At 64.9% G+C, this 20163-nt stretch carries 21 protein-coding genes; 11 read left to right on the plus strand and 10 right to left on the minus strand.

The features are described 5' to 3' along the window. Positions 1-395 precede the first annotated feature (395 nt). A complete protein-coding gene (locus QZY44_RS00730; protein ID WP_295440815.1) occupies positions 396-4127 on the plus strand; it encodes a tetratricopeptide repeat protein in 3732 nt (1243 codons plus the stop codon). A 295-nt stretch (positions 4128-4422) separates the two neighbouring features. Here QZY44_RS00730 and QZY44_RS00735 read toward each other — a convergent pair whose 3' ends face one another. Both QZY44_RS00735 and QZY44_RS00740 read right to left on the minus strand, forming a co-directional pair. Beyond that, the gene (locus QZY44_RS00735) at positions 4423-5343 is read right to left on the minus strand and encodes an MBL fold metallo-hydrolase (protein ID WP_295440818.1); all 921 of its coding nucleotides are present in this window, start codon (positions 5341-5343) and stop codon (positions 4423-4425) included. Next, entirely contained in the window at positions 5336-5767 is a 432-nt protein-coding gene (locus tag QZY44_RS00740) for a lipocalin-like domain-containing protein (RefSeq protein ID WP_295440821.1), read from the minus strand. Before QZY44_RS00740 ends, QZY44_RS00735 begins: the two co-directional genes overlap by 8 nt. A 256-nt stretch (positions 5768-6023) precedes the next feature. On the opposite strand from QZY44_RS00740, the gene QZY44_RS00745 reads away from it, so the two are divergent. From QZY44_RS00745 to QZY44_RS00755, 3 genes are all read left to right on the plus strand, one after another. Beyond that, positions 6024-8042: an ABC transporter ATP-binding protein gene (locus QZY44_RS00745; RefSeq protein ID WP_295440824.1), complete on the plus strand. Its 2019-nt coding sequence runs from the start codon at positions 6024-6026 to the stop codon at positions 8040-8042. A 39-nt stretch (positions 8043-8081) separates the two neighbouring features. After that, positions 8082-8276, plus strand: a complete 195-nt coding sequence (locus QZY44_RS00750) for a hypothetical protein (RefSeq protein ID WP_295440828.1) — start codon at positions 8082-8084, stop codon at positions 8274-8276. 596 nt (positions 8277-8872) lie between these two features. Then, complete coding sequence (locus QZY44_RS00755) at positions 8873-10078, plus strand: glycosyltransferase family 39 protein (RefSeq protein WP_295440830.1); 1206 nt, start codon at positions 8873-8875, stop codon at positions 10076-10078. A gap of 100 nt (positions 10079-10178) precedes the next feature. Here the strand turns inward: QZY44_RS00755 and QZY44_RS00760 are convergent, their stop codons facing one another. Next, on the minus strand, positions 10179-11333 hold the full coding sequence (locus QZY44_RS00760) for a putative zinc-binding metallopeptidase (RefSeq protein ID WP_295440833.1): 1155 nt from the start codon (positions 11331-11333) through the stop codon (positions 10179-10181). 137 nt (positions 11334-11470) lie between these two features. On the opposite strand from QZY44_RS00760, the gene QZY44_RS00765 reads away from it, so the two are divergent. Continuing rightward, positions 11471-11662 (plus strand): hypothetical protein, encoded by a 192-nt coding sequence (locus QZY44_RS00765; protein ID WP_295440836.1) that lies wholly within the window; start codon positions 11471-11473, stop codon positions 11660-11662. Beyond that, a complete protein-coding gene (locus QZY44_RS00770; protein ID WP_295440838.1) occupies positions 11659-12609 on the plus strand; it encodes a DNA-processing protein DprA in 951 nt (316 codons plus the stop codon). Before QZY44_RS00765 ends, QZY44_RS00770 begins: the two co-directional genes overlap by 4 nt. Before the next feature lie 236 nt (positions 12610-12845). Here QZY44_RS00770 and draG read toward each other — a convergent pair whose 3' ends face one another. From draG to nifB, 7 genes are all read right to left on the minus strand, one after another. After that, a complete protein-coding gene (gene draG / locus QZY44_RS00775) occupies positions 12846-13781 on the minus strand; it encodes an ADP-ribosyl-[dinitrogen reductase] hydrolase (RefSeq protein WP_295440841.1) in 936 nt (311 codons plus the stop codon). Between the two features lie 28 nt (positions 13782-13809). Further along, positions 13810-14160, minus strand: coding sequence for a 2Fe-2S iron-sulfur cluster-binding protein (locus QZY44_RS00780; protein ID WP_295440844.1), 351 nt, complete (start codon positions 14158-14160; stop codon positions 13810-13812). A gap of 45 nt (positions 14161-14205) precedes the next feature. After that, entirely contained in the window at positions 14206-14490 is a 285-nt protein-coding gene (locus QZY44_RS00785) for a 2Fe-2S iron-sulfur cluster binding domain-containing protein (protein WP_295440846.1), read from the minus strand. A 32-nt stretch (positions 14491-14522) separates the two neighbouring features. Continuing rightward, positions 14523-15800 (minus strand): FprA family A-type flavoprotein, encoded by a 1278-nt coding sequence (locus tag QZY44_RS00790; RefSeq protein WP_295440877.1) that lies wholly within the window; start codon positions 15798-15800, stop codon positions 14523-14525. 35 nt (positions 15801-15835) lie between these two features. Next, positions 15836-16330 carry an ArsC/Spx/MgsR family protein gene (locus QZY44_RS00795; protein WP_295440849.1) on the minus strand — a complete coding sequence of 165 codons (495 nt, stop codon included), beginning with the start codon at positions 16328-16330 and terminating at the stop codon, positions 15836-15838. Between the two features lie 3 nt (positions 16331-16333). After that, the gene (locus tag QZY44_RS00800; RefSeq protein ID WP_295440852.1) at positions 16334-16612 is read right to left on the minus strand and encodes a ferredoxin; all 279 of its coding nucleotides are present in this window, start codon (positions 16610-16612) and stop codon (positions 16334-16336) included. 118 nt (positions 16613-16730) lie between these two features. Next, the gene (gene nifB, locus QZY44_RS00805; RefSeq protein ID WP_295440855.1) at positions 16731-18236 is read right to left on the minus strand and encodes a nitrogenase cofactor biosynthesis protein NifB; all 1506 of its coding nucleotides are present in this window, start codon (positions 18234-18236) and stop codon (positions 16731-16733) included. Positions 18237-18614: 378 nt separating this feature from the next. Here nifB and QZY44_RS00810 point away from each other — a divergent pair, with 378 nt between their 5' ends. The 5 genes from QZY44_RS00810 to QZY44_RS00830 all read left to right on the plus strand — a co-directional run bounded on the left by QZY44_RS00810 (position 18615) and on the right by QZY44_RS00830 (position 20112). Further along, complete coding sequence (locus tag QZY44_RS00810; RefSeq protein ID WP_295440858.1) at positions 18615-18854, plus strand: type II toxin-antitoxin system HicB family antitoxin; 240 nt, start codon at positions 18615-18617, stop codon at positions 18852-18854. A 4-nt stretch (positions 18855-18858) separates the two neighbouring features. Beyond that, a complete protein-coding gene (locus QZY44_RS00815) occupies positions 18859-19023 on the plus strand; it encodes a type II toxin-antitoxin system HicA family toxin (protein WP_295440860.1) in 165 nt (54 codons plus the stop codon). Between the two features lie 195 nt (positions 19024-19218). Continuing rightward, complete coding sequence (locus tag QZY44_RS00820; protein WP_295440863.1) at positions 19219-19488, plus strand: AbrB/MazE/SpoVT family DNA-binding domain-containing protein; 270 nt, start codon at positions 19219-19221, stop codon at positions 19486-19488. After that, positions 19485-19784: a transcriptional regulator gene (locus QZY44_RS00825; RefSeq protein ID WP_295440866.1), complete on the plus strand. Its 300-nt coding sequence runs from the start codon at positions 19485-19487 to the stop codon at positions 19782-19784. The genes QZY44_RS00820 and QZY44_RS00825 overlap by 4 nt, the downstream gene beginning before the upstream one ends. Continuing rightward, positions 19771-20112, plus strand: coding sequence for a hypothetical protein (locus QZY44_RS00830; protein WP_295440868.1), 342 nt, complete (start codon positions 19771-19773; stop codon positions 20110-20112). The genes QZY44_RS00825 and QZY44_RS00830 overlap by 14 nt, the downstream gene beginning before the upstream one ends. Positions 20113-20163: the final 51 nt, after the last annotated feature.

The following is a 20163-nucleotide window of genomic DNA, read 5'->3' on the forward strand; positions in this document are numbered from 1 at the left end:
AGGATCGTCGAGAATCGCGAATGGCTCGGGGCTGGGGTGGTGGAGAAAGCACCAATAAGATCGTGCATGGTGCCACGACGGCGGTCTGGAGGGTGGTCCCGACCGTGGTTATGATGCCCGTTCGCAGGCCAAGACGCATCGAGTTGGCGCCGCTTCCAAGAGACTCAAGCCCGGTGGGCGCAGCGGCCTTGATCATCGTTCCAACCAGCGGCCATCTTCTGGAGTCCAAGGCTTTAGCCTTGGTCCTGTCCAGCCAAGGCTGAAGCTTTGGACTCCACGCTGGCCGGAACGATGATCAAGGCCGCGCGGCCTCACGCCGGCCCGTGCGCTAAGATTAAGCCTCAATCGATCAAAGGACAGGGGCGCCGCCGTGCGGGCGCCGGGAGCACAGCAGCATGCAGACCCTCAACCTCCAGCAGTCCGAGCTGGGCAACCATCGCTACCGCATCACCGTCTTCAGCGACCTGCCGGGGCTGACGCTCCAGCACGCGGTGGACATCGACTACCGGCTCTCGCCGGCCGACCGGGAGGCGCTGCGCTGGTACCTGGAGGACTACCTCGACCAGCCCTTCGACCCCAACCCCAGCATCGCCGCCCGCACCGAGCAGCGCCTGGCCGAGATCGGCCGGGAGTTGTTCGAGCAGCTCTTCGACACACGCAAGATGATCGAATGGTGGGCCCGCGCCAAGGACACGCTGAGTCAGCTCCGTATCGAGGTCTCCACCAGCGTCGCCGCGGCCACCGCCATCCCCTGGGAGCTGCTGCGCGACCCGGTCACCGACACCCCGCTGGCGCTGGAGGCCGCCGAGTTCGTGCGCAGCCACCGCGACGCCCGGCGCCAGCCGACGGTGCCGGCGCAGGCGGACCAGCTCCGTATCCTGCTGGTCATCTGCCGGCCCCGGGAGGATCAAGACGTGCCCTTCCGCTCCGTGGCGAGCCACCTGGTGCGCGGCCTCAACGCGGCCGCCCGCCGCCAGGTGAGCCTCACCGTGCTGCGCCCGCCCACCTTCGAGCAGCTCTCCCGCACCCTGCACGACGCCGACCACGGCGGCGCGCCCTTCCACGTGGGCCACTTCGACGGCCACGGGCTCTATGCCGACGCCGCGGCGCTCAAGGCGAACTTGGGCGGGCTCGATGCGCTGCGCTTCGATGCCGGCCGCCAGGGGCCGCAGGGCTTCCTGCTGTTCGAGAATCCGAACTCGGAGACCAACAGCGACTTCACCAGCGGCGAGCGCATCGGCGAACTGCTGGTCAAGACGCGCACCCCGGTGCTGGTGCTCAACGCCTGCCGCTCGGCCCATGCCGAGGCCCCGGAGCGCGACGCGGCTGACGCGAGCAACCCGGCGACCGATACCCCGGCGGCCGCCGAGCCCGCCTTCGGCTCCCTCGCGCAGGCCGTCATGGACGCCGGCGTCACCGGGGTCGTAGCCATGCGCTACAACCTCTGGGTGGTCACCGCCACGCACTTCGTCTACGAGCTCTACCGCAACCTGGTCCGCGGCAAGAGCCTGGGCGCGGCCGTGAGCCAGGGCCGCAAACAGCTCCATGCCGAGCCGCGGCGGCGCATCGCCTACCAGGACATCCCGTTGCAGGACTGGCCCGTGCCCGTGGTCTTCGAGGCCGCCCCCATCCGCCTGCTGCCCCAGGCCCGGGAGACCGGCGGCTGGGGACTCCGCCTCGGCCCGCCGCCCGGCGCGGACGGGGGCGAGCGCCAGCCGTCCCAACAGCCGGGCAGTGACCAGCTCCCGCCGCCGCCGGACATCGGCTTCATCGGCCGCGACGAGACCCTGCTGGCCCTGGACCGCGCCTTCGACCGCGACCGCGTGGTGCTGCTGCACGCCTACGCCGGCGCCGGCAAGACCACGGTCGCCGCCGAGTTCGCCCGCTGGTATCGCGACACCGGCGGCCTCGGTGAGGGCGCGGCGGTGGGTCCGGTGCTCTTCACCAGCTTCGAGACCCACAAGCCCCTGTACCAGGTCCTCGGCGACTTCGGCGAGGTCTTCGCGCCGGCCCTGGAGCAACACGGCATCCCCTGGGGTGCCATCGCGGACCTGGGCCAGCGCCGCGACCTGGCGCTCCAGGTGCTGGCCCAGGTGCCCGTGCTCTGGGTCTGGGACAACCTGGAGCCCGTGGCCGGCTTTCCGGAGGGCGCCGAGTCCGCCTGGTCCACCGCGGAGCAGGCGGAGCTGCTCGCCTTCCTGCGCGCCGCCCGGCAGACCCAGGCCCGATTCCTGCTCACCTCCCGCCGCCCGGAGACCCCCTGGCTCGGCGACCTGCCCCGGCGCATCCAGGTGCCGCCCATGCCCATGGCGGAGCGCGCCGCCTTCGCCGAGGCCCTGGCGCAGAAGCAGGGCAAGCGCCTCGCCGTGGCCGACTGGCGCCCGCTGCTGCGCTTCACCGAGGGCAACCCGCTGACCCTGCTCGTCGTCATCCGCCAGGCCCTGGCCGAGGGGCTGGGCGCCGCCGGCACCGATGCCGACGCCATCGGCGCCTTCGTCCGGCGGCTGCGCGCCGGCGAGACCGGCCTTGCCGACGCGCAGAGCGAGCACCGCGACCGCTCCCTGGCCGCATCGCTGAGCTATGGCTTCGAGTGCGCCTTCGATGCCGACCAACAGCGCATCCTCGCCCTGCTGGTCTTCTTCCAGGGCTTCGTCGATGTGGATGCGTTGCAGCTCATGGGCAGTCCGGACGCCGACTGGTCCCTGCCCGCGCTGCGCGGCCAAGACCGCAACGCCCTCATGGCCCTGCTGGAGCGCGCCGCGGGCCTGGGCCTGCTGGAGGCATTGGGCGGCGGCTATTTCCGCATCCACCCGGCCCTGCCCTGGTTCTTCCGCCGGCTGTTCGAGCGCTGCTGGCCAGCCGCCGCTGCGGCACCGGCCCCGCCCGACCCGGCGGACACCGATGCGGTACCCGCCGGGCAACCCGCACCCGCCGAGGCCGCTACCCAGGCCTTCTGCACGGCCATGGGCGAGCTGGGCAACTACTACCACGATCAATACGGCGACGGCCGCCGCGAGGTCATCGGCGCACTGCGCGCCGAGGAGGCCAACCTGCTCCAGGCCTGGCGGCTGGCCCGGCGGCACGGCCTCTGGCACCGCGTCATCGGCCCCATGCAGGGGCTGCGGCAGCTCTACGGCCACACCGGCCGTCGCGCCGAGTGGGCCGCCCTGGTCGCCGCGGTGCTGCCCGACCTGGTGGCTGACGACGGCGGGCCGCGGCCGGGGCGGGAAGACCAATGGGGTCTGGCCACCGACTACCGGGTCCGGCTCGCCGAGGAAGACCGCGACTGGGCCGGGGCGGAGCGGCTGCAACGGCGGGCGGTGGACTGGCACCGCGAGCGCGCCGAGCCGCTGCTCGCCCGGCCGGCCGCGGGGCTGGACGGGGACGACCGGAACCGGCTGCGGACGATGGCCGCATCGCTGCACGAGCTGGGCGAGATCCGACGCGGGCAGGAGCACCCGGACTGCGTCGCTGCCTATGAAGAGGCCCTGGCGCTGTTGGAGCGGATCGGGGAGACCGCCCAAGCGGCCATCTGCGCGTTCAACCTGGGGCACGTGCACACCGGCGTCCGTGGCCCTGGCGGAATCCCCGCCCTGCGCGACCTGCCCAAGGCCGAGCACTGGTACCGCCGCAGCCTGGCGCTGCGGCCCGAGGGCGACCGCCAGGGCCGGGCGCGGTCGCTGGCCCAGTTGGGCGCGGTCGCCTGGGAGCAGGCATACGAGGCCAAAGCCGCCGGCGATGCGCAACAGGTGAGCACCCGGGTCCGGGAGGCCCTGGGCCACTACCACCAGGCCCTGGACCTGCTGCCCGCGGACGCGGTGAACAGCCTCTCCGTGGCCCACAACCAGTTGGGCATGATCTACAAGAACATCGGCCAGCTCGACCAAGCCCTCCCGCACTATCAGCAGGCCATCCGACTCTTTGAAGGCGCGGGCGATCACCATCACGCAGCCGCAGCCCGCTACAACGTCGCCATCGCCCTGCTCCAGGCCAACCGCCACACCGACGCCCTGGACTACGCCCGCGCCGCCCTCCAGGGCTTCCAGCGCTACGGCGAGCGCGCCCAGCGCGACATCGACGATGCCCAGGCCCTGATCCGCCACATCCAAGCCGCGGCGCCCGCGTAGGGTCCGCCCCGCGGACCAACCGTCATCTGGCTCATCTGGCTCCCACGCTCCCGCGTGGGAGCAAGTGCGGGCGCTCTGCGTCCATATCGGCTGACCGGACGCGGAGCGCCCGCTCGACACTCCCACGCTGGAGCGTGGGAGCGAGAAGAGGCTGGAGCGTGGGAGCGAGAAGAGGCCGGAGCGTGGGAGCGAGAAGACCGACCCCAACGGGGTCGAACATACCAGCCCAGGGCAACGCCCTGGGTGTGATGGATATTGGGGAGTCTAGCCCTGAAAGGGCGTGACATCCGGACCTCTATTGACCTGCGCCTTTACTGCCCCGCCGCCGCTTGGCCTCGTTGGCGATACCCTGTATCAGAGTCAAGTGATTCTGGCTGGCCGGGTCAGCAGTCGCCGGCCGTTGACCGATGAACTCCCAATAACTGGCCAAGATGATCAGTCGGCGGAAATCCACTGGCATGGGATCATCGTCAAACGCCTGTAGTGCCTCATCATAGCTCAGGCCCTGCTCGAAACAGTCCCGGGCATGCTGAACGTGGCCTTCCAGTTGAATTCGCTGGGCGCGCACGTCGGCCAGGGTGCCTGGCTCGCCATGTCCCGCCACATAGAGATCGGCTTCCAGGGCCTCAAGGGCGCGGTAGTTGGCGATGGTCTGGGTGACCCGGCCCTCGCCGGGCAGCGGCGGCATGCCGTTGACGAAGACATCGCCGCAAAAAACGATCTTTTCTGCGGGCAGATGCACCACCACGTCGGATTCGGAATGCCCTGGGCCCAATTCCAGCACGCGAACTTCACGCTCGCCCTGATAGATGCAGAGACTGCCGCTGAAGCTCATGGCCTGTGGGGTGTAGCAGCCGCCACCGAAGTCCACGTCGGGAAAATATTTGGCAAACAACGCCGTATGCTCGCTCTGGACCCTCTGGTTGGCCTGGGTTTGCGCGCGCCCCCGCTGGCTGCCGATCACCGTGGCCTGCGGGAACAGATGATTGGTATAGACGTGATCGGGGTGCTCATGGGTATTGATCAGGTAGCGGATCGGCTTGTCAGTCACCCGACTGTTTTCCGCCCGCAGGCGCTCGGTCATGGCGGCATTGGTCAGGCTATCGACCAGGATCACCTCCCGCTCGCCAATGATGACCCCGGCGCTGCTGTACCAGACCAGCGGCGGCTGCAGAAAGACGTAGACGTCTTGCGCCAGTTTCCGCAGTTCAGCCATGGCGGACCGCCCGCTCCCAGGTCAGCCGCTGGGTACTGGTCCCAATGATCAGACGGCCGTGTTCAAACCTGAATGGCCGGGGCTGTTCCGAACCCGTCCAACTGGGGATCAGCCCCGCCTTGACATGATGCGTCACCGTATTGCCCACCACGGTATAGGTGCCGCAATAGGAGAGATAGGTGCTGTAGGCCCGTGCCCGATCCGCATCGGCAAGGGTTTGGGCTGAGGCGATTTCCAGCGGGAAGTGCGGATCACTCTGGCGGCGATCGGGGTCCATGATCTCGGCGGCCATGTAACCATCGGCCGTATAGATCAGGTACCCGATGACCTCCTTGCCGTAGAGGTAGTCAATGGAACCATCGGGCTGCGTGACTTCCCAGGAAATCAGCTTCCAGGTACCAACAAAAGGATTCGCGTCTGCCATTTTGCCCCCTGAAACACGCCAGCATGAGTGTTGATGGGAGTCTATATTTGGCAGCGGATCGGCACAAGGGCACGCGGGAATGGCCGCGTGGCGCGGTGACCGCGGTTGGGAGGCTGGTCAGGACGGCGATCCGGAGCATCCCTGCCGGCCCCGAACGACAGCGGCCCTCGCGGGCGCGTTGACTTCACCGCCGCGGCACCGGCAAGCTTGCAGTCCCCGGTGACCCATGCCACCCAAGGCCCGAGGCCAGCACGCTATGACCGATATTCTGCTCGAGGTCCAAGGTCTCACCACCCGGATCGGGACCGCCGTCGACGCCCCGCCGGCGCTGGTGGTCGACGGCCTGGACCTGACACTCTACCGCGGTGAGACCTTTGCCCTGCTCGGCGAGTCCGGTTGCGGCAAGTCCATGACCGCGCTGTCGCTGATGCGCCTGCTGCCGCCCGGCGGGCGGATAGCCGCCGGCAGCGTGCGGCTCTCCGACATCGACCTGCTGCGCCTGACCGAGTCGCAGATGCGCGGCTGGCGCGGCGGGCGCATGGCGATGATCTTCCAGGAGCCCCAGACCTCGCTCAATCCGGTGCTGACCGTGGGCGAGCAGATCGGTGAGGCGGTGCGCACCCACGATGGCCACCCGCGCCGACTGGTGGAGGACCGGGTGCTGGAACTGCTGGACTCCGTGGGTATTCCGGACCCGGTGCGGCGTCTGCACGAGTACCCGCATCAACTCTCCGGCGGCATGAAGCAGCGGGTGATGATCGCCATGGCCCTGGCCGGGGACCCGGAACTGCTGATTGCCGACGAGCCCACCACCGCACTCGATGTCACCATCCAGGCTCAGGTATTGCGGCTGCTCAAAGACCTGCAACGCACCACCGACATGGCGGTGCTGCTGATCACCCATGACCTGGGGGTGGTGGCCGAGACGGCCGAGCGGCTGGCGGTGATGTATGCCGGTGAGATCGTGGAGACGGCGAGTGTCGCCGAGTTCTTCGCCGCCCCCTCCCACCCCTACAGTCGCCGGCTGATGGAGAGCCTGCCGGGGGCGGACAAGCGGGCCGGGCGGCTCGCGGTGATCCCCGGGCGGGTGCCGCCGCTTGACCAGCCCTTCGTCGGGTGTCGGTTTGCCCCGCGCTGTAACGAGGTGCTGGCGGTGTGCCACACCGACACCCCCGCGTGGACCGACCTGGCGGCCGGGCGCGGGGTGCGCTGCCACCTCTGGAGCGAGGGCGTCCCGCCCGCGCTTGCATCCACCCGGCCGATTCATCCCGAAGTACCACCGCCACCGACCAGCCCAGCGACCGTCGCCGACCTGCTGAAGGTCGAGGACCTGGCCGTCCACTTCCCCATCCAGCGCGGCGTCTTCCGCCGGGTGGTCGGCCAGGTGCGCGCCGTGGACGGGGTCTCCCTGAATCTTCCCGCCGGCCGCACCCTGGCCCTGGTGGGCGAGTCCGGCTGTGGCAAGACCACGGTCGGCAAAGGCATTCTCCAGCTCATTCCCCCCACCGGCGGTTCGGTGCGCTATCTGGATCGGGAGCTGCGGGGACTGGGGCACCGGCGGATGCGGCCCTTCAGGAAGGACCTGCAGATCATCTTCCAGGACCCCTTCGCCTCCATGAACCCGCGCATGCTGGTCGGCGACATCATCGGCGAGGGGTTGCAGGCGTTGCGCATCGCGCGCACCCGCGTCGGGCGCCTGGCGCGCGTGGCCGAGTTGTTGGACCTGGTCGGCATGAGCCCGGAGGCGGCCGAGCGCTACCCGCACGAGTTCTCCGGTGGCCAGCGCCAGCGCCTGTGCATCGCCCGCGCGCTCGCGGTGGAGCCCAAGCTGATCGTTTGCGACGAACCGACCAGCGCGCTCGATGTCTCGGTCCAGGCACAGATCCTCAACCTGCTGAAGGACCTGCAAGACCGTCTGGGGCTTGCCTATCTCTTCATCACCCACAACATCTCGGTGGTGGCCTACCTGGCCCACGAGGTGGCGGTGATGTATCTGGGGCGGGTGGTCGAGCGGGGGCCGGTGGATCAGGTGCTGGACGACCCCCGTCACCCCTACACCCGGGCACTCCTGTCCGCGGTGCCGGTGGTGGACCCGGCCAACCGGCGCCAGATCATCCGCCTGGAAGGGGACATGCCCTCGCCGGCGAACCCGCCCAGCGGTTGTTACTTCCATCCGCGGTGTCCGGAGGCGATCGAGGCGTGCAGTCGGGACTATCCGGGGGAGACCCGGCTGGGGGATGGGCGGGTGGTGCATTGTATCCGGGTGGGTGATTAGGACGGCATCCCGCCTCACGCTCGACGGAGGTATGCGGCAATGATGCAGTACGAGCTGATCAGTGAGAAAGAACGGTTGCGGCAGGCGGTCCAATGGCTGTCGGACACCAGCAATCATTCCGCCCGGGGCGTGGAAGAGGCGTGTCAGCGATTCGACCTCTCGCCTCTGGATGAGGAGTTCCTGCTGCGTTACTTTGTACAAAAGGCACAGGTTCGGTCCACGCCGCCGGAATAAACGGTACTACGTTGCGTGCGTGCCGCGGTCCGTGCCCGTTGAGTTCGGCGCGGCACTCGCAGGCGCGGGTCCGGTGCGGACACTGTGATCCCCACTACAAGCAATGATGACATCACCGTCATACTGCCGGATGGGCCACAACTATAATACCTCATGCTCGGCAATGCGCCGGTCGTGCCAAGCCGGTATGTGAAAATGAACCGGGACCTCATGATGGCCGTCGCGTTGGTTGCACTGTGTCTTTACCCGTGCGACACTCTTGGGCAGCCCCTCTCGTCCCTGATCGACCTGTGAGTCCTGCCGCCATGCCGCGTCCCCCATTCTCACCGACTCGCATTCTGTTTCTGGTGTTGATGGCTTTTTGTGGATTGGCTGTTTTTTTTCCTGAGATAGCGATCTTTTCGTTTCGCGAGGAAATCTAGCATTCTCTCAACCCTGACGCGATTTTTCAATTTGCCCGGCTGCTGCTTGGGCTTGGCGCAATCGCATCTGCGGCTATCTTTTTCTTATGGGATTGGTTTCGCGCGTCTGCATTTTCTATTGTTAATGGGATTGCGTGCATTTCCAGTCAGCGCTTTTGGATTCTGGTTTTTGTATTGGCCGCTCTGCTCCGGTTTATCGTTTTTCTTGAGTTGCCTTACAACCCGGTCATGGACGCGAGATGGTACCATGCTGTCGCCGTGAGCCTGGCGGCGGGACACGGGTTTTCTTTTATTGGTGACTTAACGGCGTATCGTCCGCCCGGATATCCTTTTCTCTTGTCTTTGACTTATAGGCTGCTGGGGTCCAATTTTTATTGGGCCTGGATATGGGGGGGCGTATCGACTGCGATAGTCATCCTGACTACATATTACATTGCGCAACGACAGTATGGAGCAGTCGTTGCAAGATTGGCAACGATCGCGATTGCCGTCTATCCCGCGCTGGTATTGCAAACAGGGCAGGCGATGAGCGATCTTGCTTTCTTGGCGGGACTGCTGCTGCTCGTCTCTTTTATCCTGTCAAGTTTCCCGCCTCGCCTCTTGCATGTTGCCATCATTGGCATAGCCCTCGGTTTGTTGACGCTAACGCGCGGCGTGGCAATTGCTCTGGTTGGTATTGTTCCCGTAATTTGGCTGATCCAGCGCATGGAGATTAAGCGGCTGGTCACCGCGTCTGTGGTACTTGGGCTGATTTTCGTGATTAGCCTCACGCCATGGATGTTAAGAAATTATTCCGTCTTTGGGCGATTTACTTTGGGAACAAATACGGGCATCAATGCGTATATCGGCAATAATCCGCGCGCCACCGGAGGATATGATCTCGATGCTCCACGGTTAGCGCGGGAAAGACACTTGAACGAATCGGAGTTAGATCAGGTGCTATTGCGAGAGGTGGTGGCATTTGTTTCTACTCACCCGGTTGATGCGTTCTTGCTTCTTCCCGGCAAGTTTGCCAATTTGTATCTATTGGAAACGAGCGCGGCGACGTCTTTTTTTCAGGGCCAAAGGACATATTCTTCTTTGAAGAAATATACCTTGTATGGGGTTACGCAGTTTTGTTATTTGGCCTTATTGATTCTATTCTGTTTTCGGGTGCTCGATTTATTTACTGCAACGAATCGTCCGCAAGGCATTCAATGGGTTGGCTGGATATTGGTTTCTTATTTTACGTTTCTCGCCCTTATCTTTTTTGGCACGGACCGTTTTCGGTTGCCGATTTTGCCTTGGATGCTGATTGAAAGCAGTGTGTTCTTATTTCGAACGGTCGCGCGATCTGGTATAGCTAAGGGGGTTCCAGAAGGCACGGAAAAAGCGGGCTAGGGCATCTGGCACTCAGCTATTTTTGCCCGGCCGAGGATACCAGACCTGAAGCGCCGGCCGTCAGCCGGTGCGGGCGCCGTGATCATGGCCACTGCTTGGGTCAGGCCCAGGGGCGCCCGGCGGCCTCCCGCACCACCCGATGGACATAGGCGAGCTTAGCGATGGCCGCTTGCGGCAGGACGAATGGATAGAGGTCCTGCATGCCCATGCTGCGGTTGAGGTTATTGACGGCAAACGTCAACGGCAGCCAATTGTCTATGATGAGCGCAAAGGCGGGGATGGTGTAGGGGTCGAATTCGGGGTCGGCGCTGCGGCAGCCGCCGTCCGGCAGATACCACTCCACCTCGATACCGAAGTGCGCCGCGGTCTCCAGGGTGTCCGCGATATGCAGATAGTGCGCCCAGGTCTCGGCCCAGTCCTCCCAGGGGTGGCTGCTGGCATAGATGCTGATGGTGCGGTCTTGCCAATCAGCCGGCGGCCCGTGGCGATAATGCGCCTCCAGTGCTTCGCCATAGTCCTTGCGCTCATCGCCGAACCGGGCGCGAAAGCCCTCGATACGTCCGCCATCCAGGATCAGCATGTCCCAGTAGTAATGGCCGATCTCGTGGCGGAAGTGACCGACCAGGGTGCGGTAGGTCTCATTCAGGTCCACCCGAATACGCTCCTGATGGGCCGAATCGGCCTCGTCGATATTGAGCGTAATGAGTCCGTTGGCATGACCGGTCAGCACCGGTCGATCCGGCGGGGCCTCCCGGGCAGAGAGGAAATCGAAGGCCAGGCCGTGCTCGGGGTCCTCCTCGCGGCTGCGCACCGGCAGCCCGAGCCGCAGCAATCCATACACCAGCCGCCGCTTGCCACGCTCGATGCGGTACCACTTCTGCGGGTTGCCCGGCTGACCCAGGTTGGGAATGGTGCGGTTGGGACGGCAGGCGATGCACAGGTCCTCGTCCGACTCCGCCGGCACCATCCAATTGCAGACGTTGTGCTCGGCATAATTGCCGCACTTGCGGTAGCGCCGGCCTTCGATGTCTCCCGGTGGCGGCTCCGGCCGCCGGCTGAGGAACCGCGCCAATGGGCCGGGGCGGTGCAGCGCCGAACTGGGGGCGGCCGCCGTCCAGCAACCATCCGCGTCTTCTTGCAGGGCCACCAGCCGCAAGGCATCCGGCAGAAAGCCAAGGGTGGCGCCGCACTGGTTGCAGCGCCAGTTCTCGAAATAGACGGCCTGGCCGCAGGCCTGACAGGCGAAGGTGCGCATGGGGGGGAGGGCTCGGGGGTTGAGGCGCAGGTGATGGGCGGGGGGCAGACGCCTATCGGCCCCTCCGTGCAATTTCGGTATGATCGTTCGCTGTCGGTTGATCAGGTTTTTACGACACAGCGAGCAGGATTGCCAGCATGATTTACAACGCCCAGCGCGCACTTGAACTGCTTCGGGTCGGTTCCGGCATCCCCGCCGGCCCGGTCTTGCTCGTCGACGACATGTTGGACTCACGCTGGACCTTCACTGTGCCGGCCTGGCTGCTGCGTCAACACGGCAGCGGCCCGGTGTGGCCGCTGGCCCTGGCGCTAACCGGACACGACCAATGAACCATCCACTCTCGCCCAACACCCAAGCCATCCTGCTCCTGACCGCGCCGCTCATCGTCGGGCGGGGCAAGGCTGCGGCCGACCTCCTGACCCCGGGGCAGTACAAACGGCTCGCCAAGTATCTGCGCGAGCATGACCGCCAGCCCTCGGATCTCCTCGGCCCGGACGCTGACATCCTGTGCGCGGCTTTGAGCGACGCCAGCCCCCATCAACTCGACCGCGACCGACTGCGCGCTTTGCTCGATCGCGGCTTCCAGTTGAGCCAGGCGATCGAACGCTGGCACGCGCGCGCCATCTGGGTGGTCAGCCGTACCGATGCCGCCTACCCCCGGCGGCTCAAATCGCGGCTGAAGGACGACGCCCCCGCGATCCTCTATGGCTGCGGGGACGCGCGCGTGCTCGACACCGGCGGGCTCGCCTTGGTCGGTTCCCGCCATGTCGATGAGGCACTGATCCAATACACCGAAGCCGTCGGCCAGCTCGCCGCCAAGGTCGGACGCACACTGGTATCCGGCGCCGCCCGCGGGATCGACCAGGCCGCCATGCGCGGGGCGCTTGCGGCGGACGGACACGCCGCCGGCGTCCTGGCCGACAGCCTGGAGACCACCGCCCTCAACCGCGAGCACCGCAACCTCCTGCTGGAAGAGCGGCTGGTCCTGATCTCACCCGATGATCCCGCGGCCGGTTTCAACGTCGGCAACGCCATGCAGCGCAACAAGCTCATCGATGCGCTGGCTGACGCCGCCCTGGTCGTCAGCTCAGACTACAAGAAGGGTGGCACCTGGGCTGGCGCCATCGAGCAATTGCGTATTAGCGGTACTCGGGATCGCCGTGGCGGCGATCGTGATTCTCTTCGTGGCGGTCATTGCGGGATTGGTCATCGAGCAGGAACTGATCAAATGTCCCCGATGCGGAAGTCGGCGGCACGAGTCCGTGCCAATCAATGAGCCATACCCCGTCGAAAACGACGAAGGGCCGTCACTGCCGCCGACGCATGTTGCGGTGGGGGTACTCATTTGCTCAAAATGCCGGCATGTGCTGTGCCTTCAAGTGGTATCCCGCTGATATTTCGGGGTGGACACGGGTGGCAGAAGTCATCGCATGTTTAGACCGAAACACCACGCCGAAATCGGCTCTCAGAGGTGGCTTCAAGCTCCACATGTTGTAAGCCGATAGCCGGGAATCACCTGCCCCGGCATTGCGGCGACAAGGCAAGCAGTGCCCCCGCCTGCGCGCGGCAGTCGTCGGCCGCCTTCTGATCCAGGGCCGCGAGCCAGCGCTTCGGTATTGCGTCATGGCCATAGAGTGCGCCCGCGATCATGCCCAGGATGGCCCCGGTGGTGTCGGCATCACCGCCGCGATTCACCACGTCGATGAGTGCGGTCTCGAAACTGTCGGTGGCGAAGAGTGACTGGAAGACGGCCTTGAGCGTCTCCGCCAGGTATCCGCCCGGGTTCTCCATGCGCCGCCGGTCATAGCGGTATTGGGGCTCTTGCGCGACCAGGGCCTCGGCCAACTCCTTGAGGTCGCGCAGGGTGCCGCCGGTGAGCGCGGTCTGCACCATGCGGATGACGGTGAGGGTCCCGGCGTCTCCCAGCGCGTTGTGATGGGTGATGTGTGATTGTATACGGTTGGCCGTGGCGACTGCCTCAACCTCTGCGCCCAGGGTGCAGAGCGCGATCGGCAGCGAGCGCATGCAGGCGCCATTTCCGGCATCATAGCTGCTCTCCGGTACCTGGGTCTCGCCGGTCTGACGGAAATGGGCGATACCGCGCCGCACCGTATTGCCGATGTCCACCGGTTTGCTCTTCATCCAGGAACTGAAGGCAATGGCGATCGGTTCCGCCGCCACGGTGCGGGCACCCACGATGGCCTTGCCTAGGGCCAGGCTCATTTCGGTATCGTCGGTCACCTGGCCCTTACGCAGCTTAAGCCAACCGCCGCCGATCAGTTCCCGATGGACGCCGTATTGCTCCAGGATTTCACGGGGGAGCAGGAACTCGACCGTCGCGCCCAGGGCGTCGCCGACGGCGAGCCCCAGGTAGGCGCCAGCCGCCCCCGCCTGCAGTCGGCTGGCGGGGGGTGCGGTCGATTCAGCGGTCAGGTCCAAGACGAGCATGGAGTCTCAATCGCTACCCGGGCAGGACTCAATACTGCACCAGGATGTCTTCATCGCGCACGATCATCTGGCAGGCCAGGCGCCATTCGGAGGGGATGTCATCCACGGCCATCTGGTCGAGCTGCGCCGGGGTGATCTTGCCCAATTGACGCAGGACCACCTTTTCCTTTTCGGTCAGCAGGCCACCCATGCGCTGGTTCTTGTTGTCCACGCTGGTGACGCGCACGACGCAGTTGCCGCACTCGCCGTCCTGGCAGTCATGGTGAACGGGAACCTTGTTTTCCTTGGCGAGCTTGAGCACGGTCTCGGTGTGGCTTCCGGCCACGGCGTAAACGGTCTTGTCTTTGTATTCAGGACTGGAAAAAGTAACGAGTGCCATAGGTCTACTCCGGCAGCTGAGGTGGATCGATGAGGGCGATGGGGGTCAGGCCGGCTTGACCGTGCAGTCGCCCAGGACCTGCGCCTGACAGGCAAGGCGGTCATGGCGGTTGGCCATGTTCTCGCGCAGCACCTTCTCCTCCAGCACTGAGGGCTCGGTGAGATTGTTCCAGCCGGTGACGACGTGGGTCATGCAAGTGCCGCAATCGCCCTCGCGACAGCCGTAGATGATCCCGGCCCCGATCTTTTCCGAGATCTCGATGAGGCGCGTTCCGGCCGGGACATTGACCGTCTGGTTGATGTCTTCAAAGGTTACTTTGGCTTTTGCCATGGTGTCAGACTCCTGATTGTCTGGTTGAGAAATTATCCAAGTTCGGAGAAATCGATCACCCGCCCCTGTTCGCCCCCCACCAGGGCGGTGGCGAGCTGACGGCCGAAGTCGCGGCACTCGATGAGTTCTTCGTCGGTGGGGATCAGCTTGAGCCGCAGGCCCGGTACCGGCACACGCATCTTCAGGCCCCGCATCCGGTCCTCGATCATCCGCACTGCCTCACCGCTCCAGCCATAGGAGCCGAAGGCGGCGCCGAGCTTGCCCTTGAGATTGACCACCGCGAGTGAAGACAGCAGGTCCCACACCGGCTTCACCGCATCGCCATTGATGGTGGGGGAACCGAAGGCGAGCGCATCCGCCTCCTCGATCAGGTCCACAAAGGGCCCGGTCTCGCCGCCCTCCAGGTCATAGAGCGACACCCGTATCCCCGCCGTCTCCTCGGCCCCGGCGCGAATGGCATCCGCCATGCGGGCGGTGCTGCCGTAGGCGCTCATATAGAAGACGATGAGCGAGCGGTCCTCGTTGCCGATCCGTTCAGTCAGGCTGGAGGTGGACAGCTCCCGATAGTGGGTAACATAGCGGCGCGGGCGGTCGCGCAGGATGGGGCCATGGGTCGGCGCCACAATCGTGAGCCGCAGCGGCTCGATGAGCTTCAGTGCCTCCACCACATGGGCCTTGAATGGCCGCATGATGTGGGCATAGTAATAATCGAATGAAAACCGGAAGTCACCGACCAAGTCATTGAAGAATCTGTTGTCACAATAGTGGCAGCCGAAGATGTCCCCGGAGAACAGGACCGCCTCTTCCACCAGATAGGTACACTGTGTGTCCGGCCAGTGCAGAAAGGGGGTATGCAGGAAACGCAGAGTGCGATTGCCGAGCGATACCTCATCATTGGTGCCGACCGTCTCGTATTCGAATGGGCGGTCCGCCTCCTTGGGCTTGAGCAGCGCCTTCAGCATGGAGGTGGCACGGGTCGAGATATAGAGGCGGGCCTGGGGAGCGCGGCGCATCAACTCCGGGAGTGCACCGCTGTGGTCGGGCTCCAGGTGGTTGAGCACAATGACCCGGATTTCGGAGTAGTCGGCAACCGACTCCAGCCGGCGAAAGAAGTCGTCGGAAAACTCCAGCTTGACGGTATCCACCACCGCGACCCCGGCGTCGCCACGCACGAGGAATGAGTTATAGGTCGTCCCGTTGGCGGTGCGCAGGATGATGTCGAAGGTACGTAACGCCGGGTCCAGTGCGCCGATCCACTGCACCCCGGGCGCGATCTCGACGGCGCCCGCAGGGCCGGCCTTCGACGTCACCTCGAACGGAGTCTCGGATGCGGCAGCCGCGACGCTCACCCGCGGACTCCCGGGGACTCGGCGGACGCGGCCATTGAGACGGTCGAATGCCCTTCTGGGCACACGGGGTCGACGCCGCCCCGGGAGCAGGATTGCAGGTCTTCGCCGTCCTCCAGTTCGACCCCCAGGGCTCGCAGTATCGGGCCGGGCTCGAAGCCGCAGTCGTAGAGTCCGGCCGTCTCGATCAAGGGCCGACGGATCAGCAGCGGGTCGGCGACCATCAGCGCCAGGGCCTCCGACTCGGACAGCGCGGCGGGTTGGACCTCGCCCTTGCGGATGCGCGGCGCCGAGGGGTTGAACCACTCGGCCACCGGGCGGGTGCCGAAGAAGGGTCGCAGGCGCTCCGCGGTCCAGAGTTCGAGCAGCAGGTTGCGGACCTCCAGACAGTGCCCGACCGCGACCAGCCGGGCCTTCTGGCGGGCATTGGAGAGACAGCCGGGCTTCTCGTAGAAGACCAGTTCGCCGGGTACCGGTAGGTTAAAGGTGGCCATGGTTCAGCGCGCCTGGATCTCGGCCATGGCCGCGGCCAGGCGGGCCGGAGGGATGCCGGTGAGTGACCCGGGCGGGTTGAGCGGCACCCCGAGCGAATCCAGAATCACCCCCTCGACCGGGCAGATGCCCGCGCACTGGGGCGCCACATGGTCGCCCTCGCACTCGGTACACTTGGCCGCGTCGATCAAGAAATGCGGCTTTGCGGCAACAATGGCCTGGCTTGGGCACAATGGCTCGCAGGCCCAGCAGTTCACGCAGCCTTCAACGATCTGGTATGCCATCGGTCAGTCTCCTCTCTTCCGGCGTAGCGGGGTCGGGGTGGGGTTCAGCCTAAGGACGCCGGAAGAGTGGTCCGCAGGGGACCGTTCTTCTTCCGACGGTCAGTGCGCGTGCGCGAACTCAGGCACGCATCCTCGCCACGGCAGGCATCGGCTGTTCCAGGCGCCCGGCGGCAGCCAGTTCACGGTAGAGCGCGGCGACCGCCTCCTCGATCGGCTCCAGCGCGTGCTCGCCGTTAGGCGTGATGCCCGCCGCCTCCAGTTGGCCCCAGGGCTCATAGCCGATCTTGGAACACAGCACCGCCTCGCAACCGGACAGCGTGCGGATGGTCTTGGCAAGCGCCGTTTCCGCGTCCCCGCAGGTATCCCCTCCGGCACAATACAGCTCCACCTTGCGTACGCCGATGAAGCGCACATCGGTGGCATTCGCCTCGTAGATCAAGAACTCCCGGGCGTGGCCGAAGTGCTGATTGATCACCCCGCCGCCGGTGGTGGCCACCGCCATCAGGACCGGACGCGTTTCCTTCTTGGTCCGCTTGATGGAGGCGATCGAGATGAAGGTCTCGCCGCTCTTCTTGCGCTGCGCCTCCCGATTGGCCTCGATGGTGGCATGGACCTGGCGCCGGTGCTCCATGGCCTGGGCGTAATCGATCTCCATCGTCTCGATCTTCTCCAGCGTGAATTCGTGCCCCCGATCTTCACCCAACATCCCCACCGCATCCGCCCGGCATTGGCGGCAGTGGCGCATCATATTCATATCCCCGGCGCAGGCGTCCTGGAGCGTCTGGAGTTCCTCATGGGTCGGCCCGCGCTGGCCCATCACACCATAGAAGGTGCCGTGCTCGGGCTCGGCGATCAGTGGCATCACATTGTGCAGGAAGGCCCCCTTGGCCTTGACCACGCGGCTGACCTCTTTGAGGTGTTCATCGTTGACGCCGGGGATCAGGACCGAATTGACCTTGACCAGTACGCCGCGCGCCACCAGCATCTCCAGGCCCTTCTGCTGCTGCTCGATCAGGATCGCCACGCCCTTGCGGCCCTTGACCCGACGGCCCTTCCAGAAGATCCAGGGATATATCTTGACCCCCACGTCCGGGTCCACGCAGTTGATGGTGATGGTCACGTGGTCGATGTTGTGCGCGCACAGCTCATCCACCACCTCCGGGAGTGCCAGGCCATTGGTGGAGACGCACAGCTTGATGTCCGGCGCCTTTTCCGATAGCTGGCGGAAGGTGTCGAGCGTGCGCCCGGGGTTGGCCAATGGATCGCCGGGGCCGGCAATGCCGAGCACCGTCATCTGAGGTATATTGGCAGCGACCGCGATGACTTTCTTCACTGCCTGGTTGGGGGTCAGAACCTCCGACACCACTCCCGGGCGCGACTCATTGGCACAGTCATACTTGCGGTTGCAGTAATGGCATTGGATATTGCAGGCGGGGGCCACTGCCACGTGCATACGTGCATAGTGGTGATGGGCCTCCTCCGAATAACAGGGGTGGTTGTGGACCTTGGCGCGGATATGCTCCGGCAGATGCGCCAGCGCGTCGGCCTTGCCGCCGCAACCGCTCGACGCACAACCAGCCGCGGCGCCGCTACCCGTGCCGGGATCGATCACCTTCAACTCCATCACATACCTCCAGGAAGTCGCGGGCGCCCGGCCCGGGGGTTTCAAATTGACTCTGGAGACGGTAAAGCAAAGCCCGTGCCGGACTCGGCGGCGTGGCGAAACGGGCATATTTTTCGTGACTTAGCTGGCTGGGGAGGGCGGCCTTGTCGGCAAGCCGACAGGTGCGAGGCCGCGGCGTTGTGGGGATGGGGACAGGCGGGGCCATGGGAGCGCCGACGTCCTGTCGGCCAGTCGCCGTCAGGCGGCTCGCGGTTCTCAGCCGGGGGCATTGTTCCCCACGGCGGACCCCCGGTCCGGCTTGACGCGACTACCAGTGGGGCGAATACTGGGCCGGCGGAATAACCTTCCGCCGCCTTGTCCTGACCAGAGTTAACCAACATGCTGCAAACCTACACAGCACGATATACCTGCTTTCACGGCGGCTACATGGGTCAGTTGATCGACTGGCCCGAGGTCATCACTGAAGGTGCCACCCTCGAAGAGTGCCGGGCAATGCTCCGCGATGCGTTGCACGAGATGGTTCAGGCATACCAAGACCTTGGCCGGGAAATCCCGGTCGGCAACGCCTTACTTGAGCAGCTGCCAGTGGAGTTGGACCTTGTCGGTAAAACGGCGTGATTTGGTGAGCTACTTTGAGGCCAATGGCTTCCGTTTGCTCCGGGAAGGCGCCAACCATGCGATCTATACAGACGGCAAGAAAGTGATTCCGATCAAGCGGCACAAACAATTCGATCGCATCACCGCAAACGAGCTCTGCAAACAGGCGGGGTTGGTTCCGAAATATTGATTGCGCAGGGCTCGGGGTCATGCAATGGCTCGGGATCAGGTCTTGCAATCCAGCGCTGTTTCGGTGTGTGCAAGCGCTGCCTCATCGCTCACACCACCTCCTGGTTTCACATTGGTCGTCCGCAGCCGGATCGGGTGCATCCTGAAGAAAGTGGTGCTGGAGTAAGGCTTGTCAAATCTTACCTGGGCTTAACCCATGGAAACTATTCGGCTCTCTACGAAGGGGCAGCTTGTCATACCGGCCGATCTGCGGGCGCGCCACCACTGGGGCGCGGGGACCGAATTCTTCATTGAAGACCGAGGCGACGCCCTGGTGCTACGCGCGACCAAACCGTTTGAGCCCACCTCGGTCGAGGAGAGTCTGGGATGCACCGGCTACGCGGGTCCGGTGAAGAGCCTGGAGGCGATGGGCGCGGGTGTTGCCGCCGACCTGCGGCGGCGGTGGCAGTCGGGAAACGGCGCGTGATTGCTGCCGACTGCGTGATTGCAAGACCTGACCCTTCCGCCCTGGACGTGCTGGCGACCTTGGTAAAGGGGTATGAGGCGCGACACCATCCCGGGCCGCCGCCCGATCCGATCGAGGCTATCAAGTTCAGGATGGAGCAACAGGGCCTGACGGTGGCGGACATGAAGCCCTATATTGGCCCCCCGCATCGGGTATATGAAGTGCTTGCGCGCAAGCGCACGCTGAGCCTTGCGATGATTCGACGTCTGCATCGGGGGCTTGGTATTCCGGCAGAAAGCCTGATTGGCCCCTGCTGAGAAATCTGAGTCAGCGAATGACGATCCAGTCCAGGCCCGCAAGGCCGCCGACCTATTGGCTGGCCCCGAGACCATCCTGATCGCCCACTCAGTGTTACTTGAGTTGGAGTGGGTGTTGCGTGCCGTCTACGAGTTGTCGCGTCCGGCGATCTTGAAAGCGATGCGGCAGGTGCTCGGACTGCCCAGTACCCACATCGAGCAAGAAAATCCGTTCCTTCCGGGCTATGTTAGTGCCTGGCCAGAAACCGCAAACCCCTTTCTTGCTCAATCTGTTATAATCTGGCCCCATGGTTTAAGTTTGGCGCCACCTCCGATCGATGGGGCATGATACCAAGCGGTAACCGATGGATTTTTTGGGTCCGGTGGGGTACGGTCGCAA

The organism is uncultured Thiodictyon sp. (genome assembly GCA_903837595.1).
GTDB lineage: Bacteria > Pseudomonadota > Gammaproteobacteria > Chromatiales > Chromatiaceae > Thiodictyon.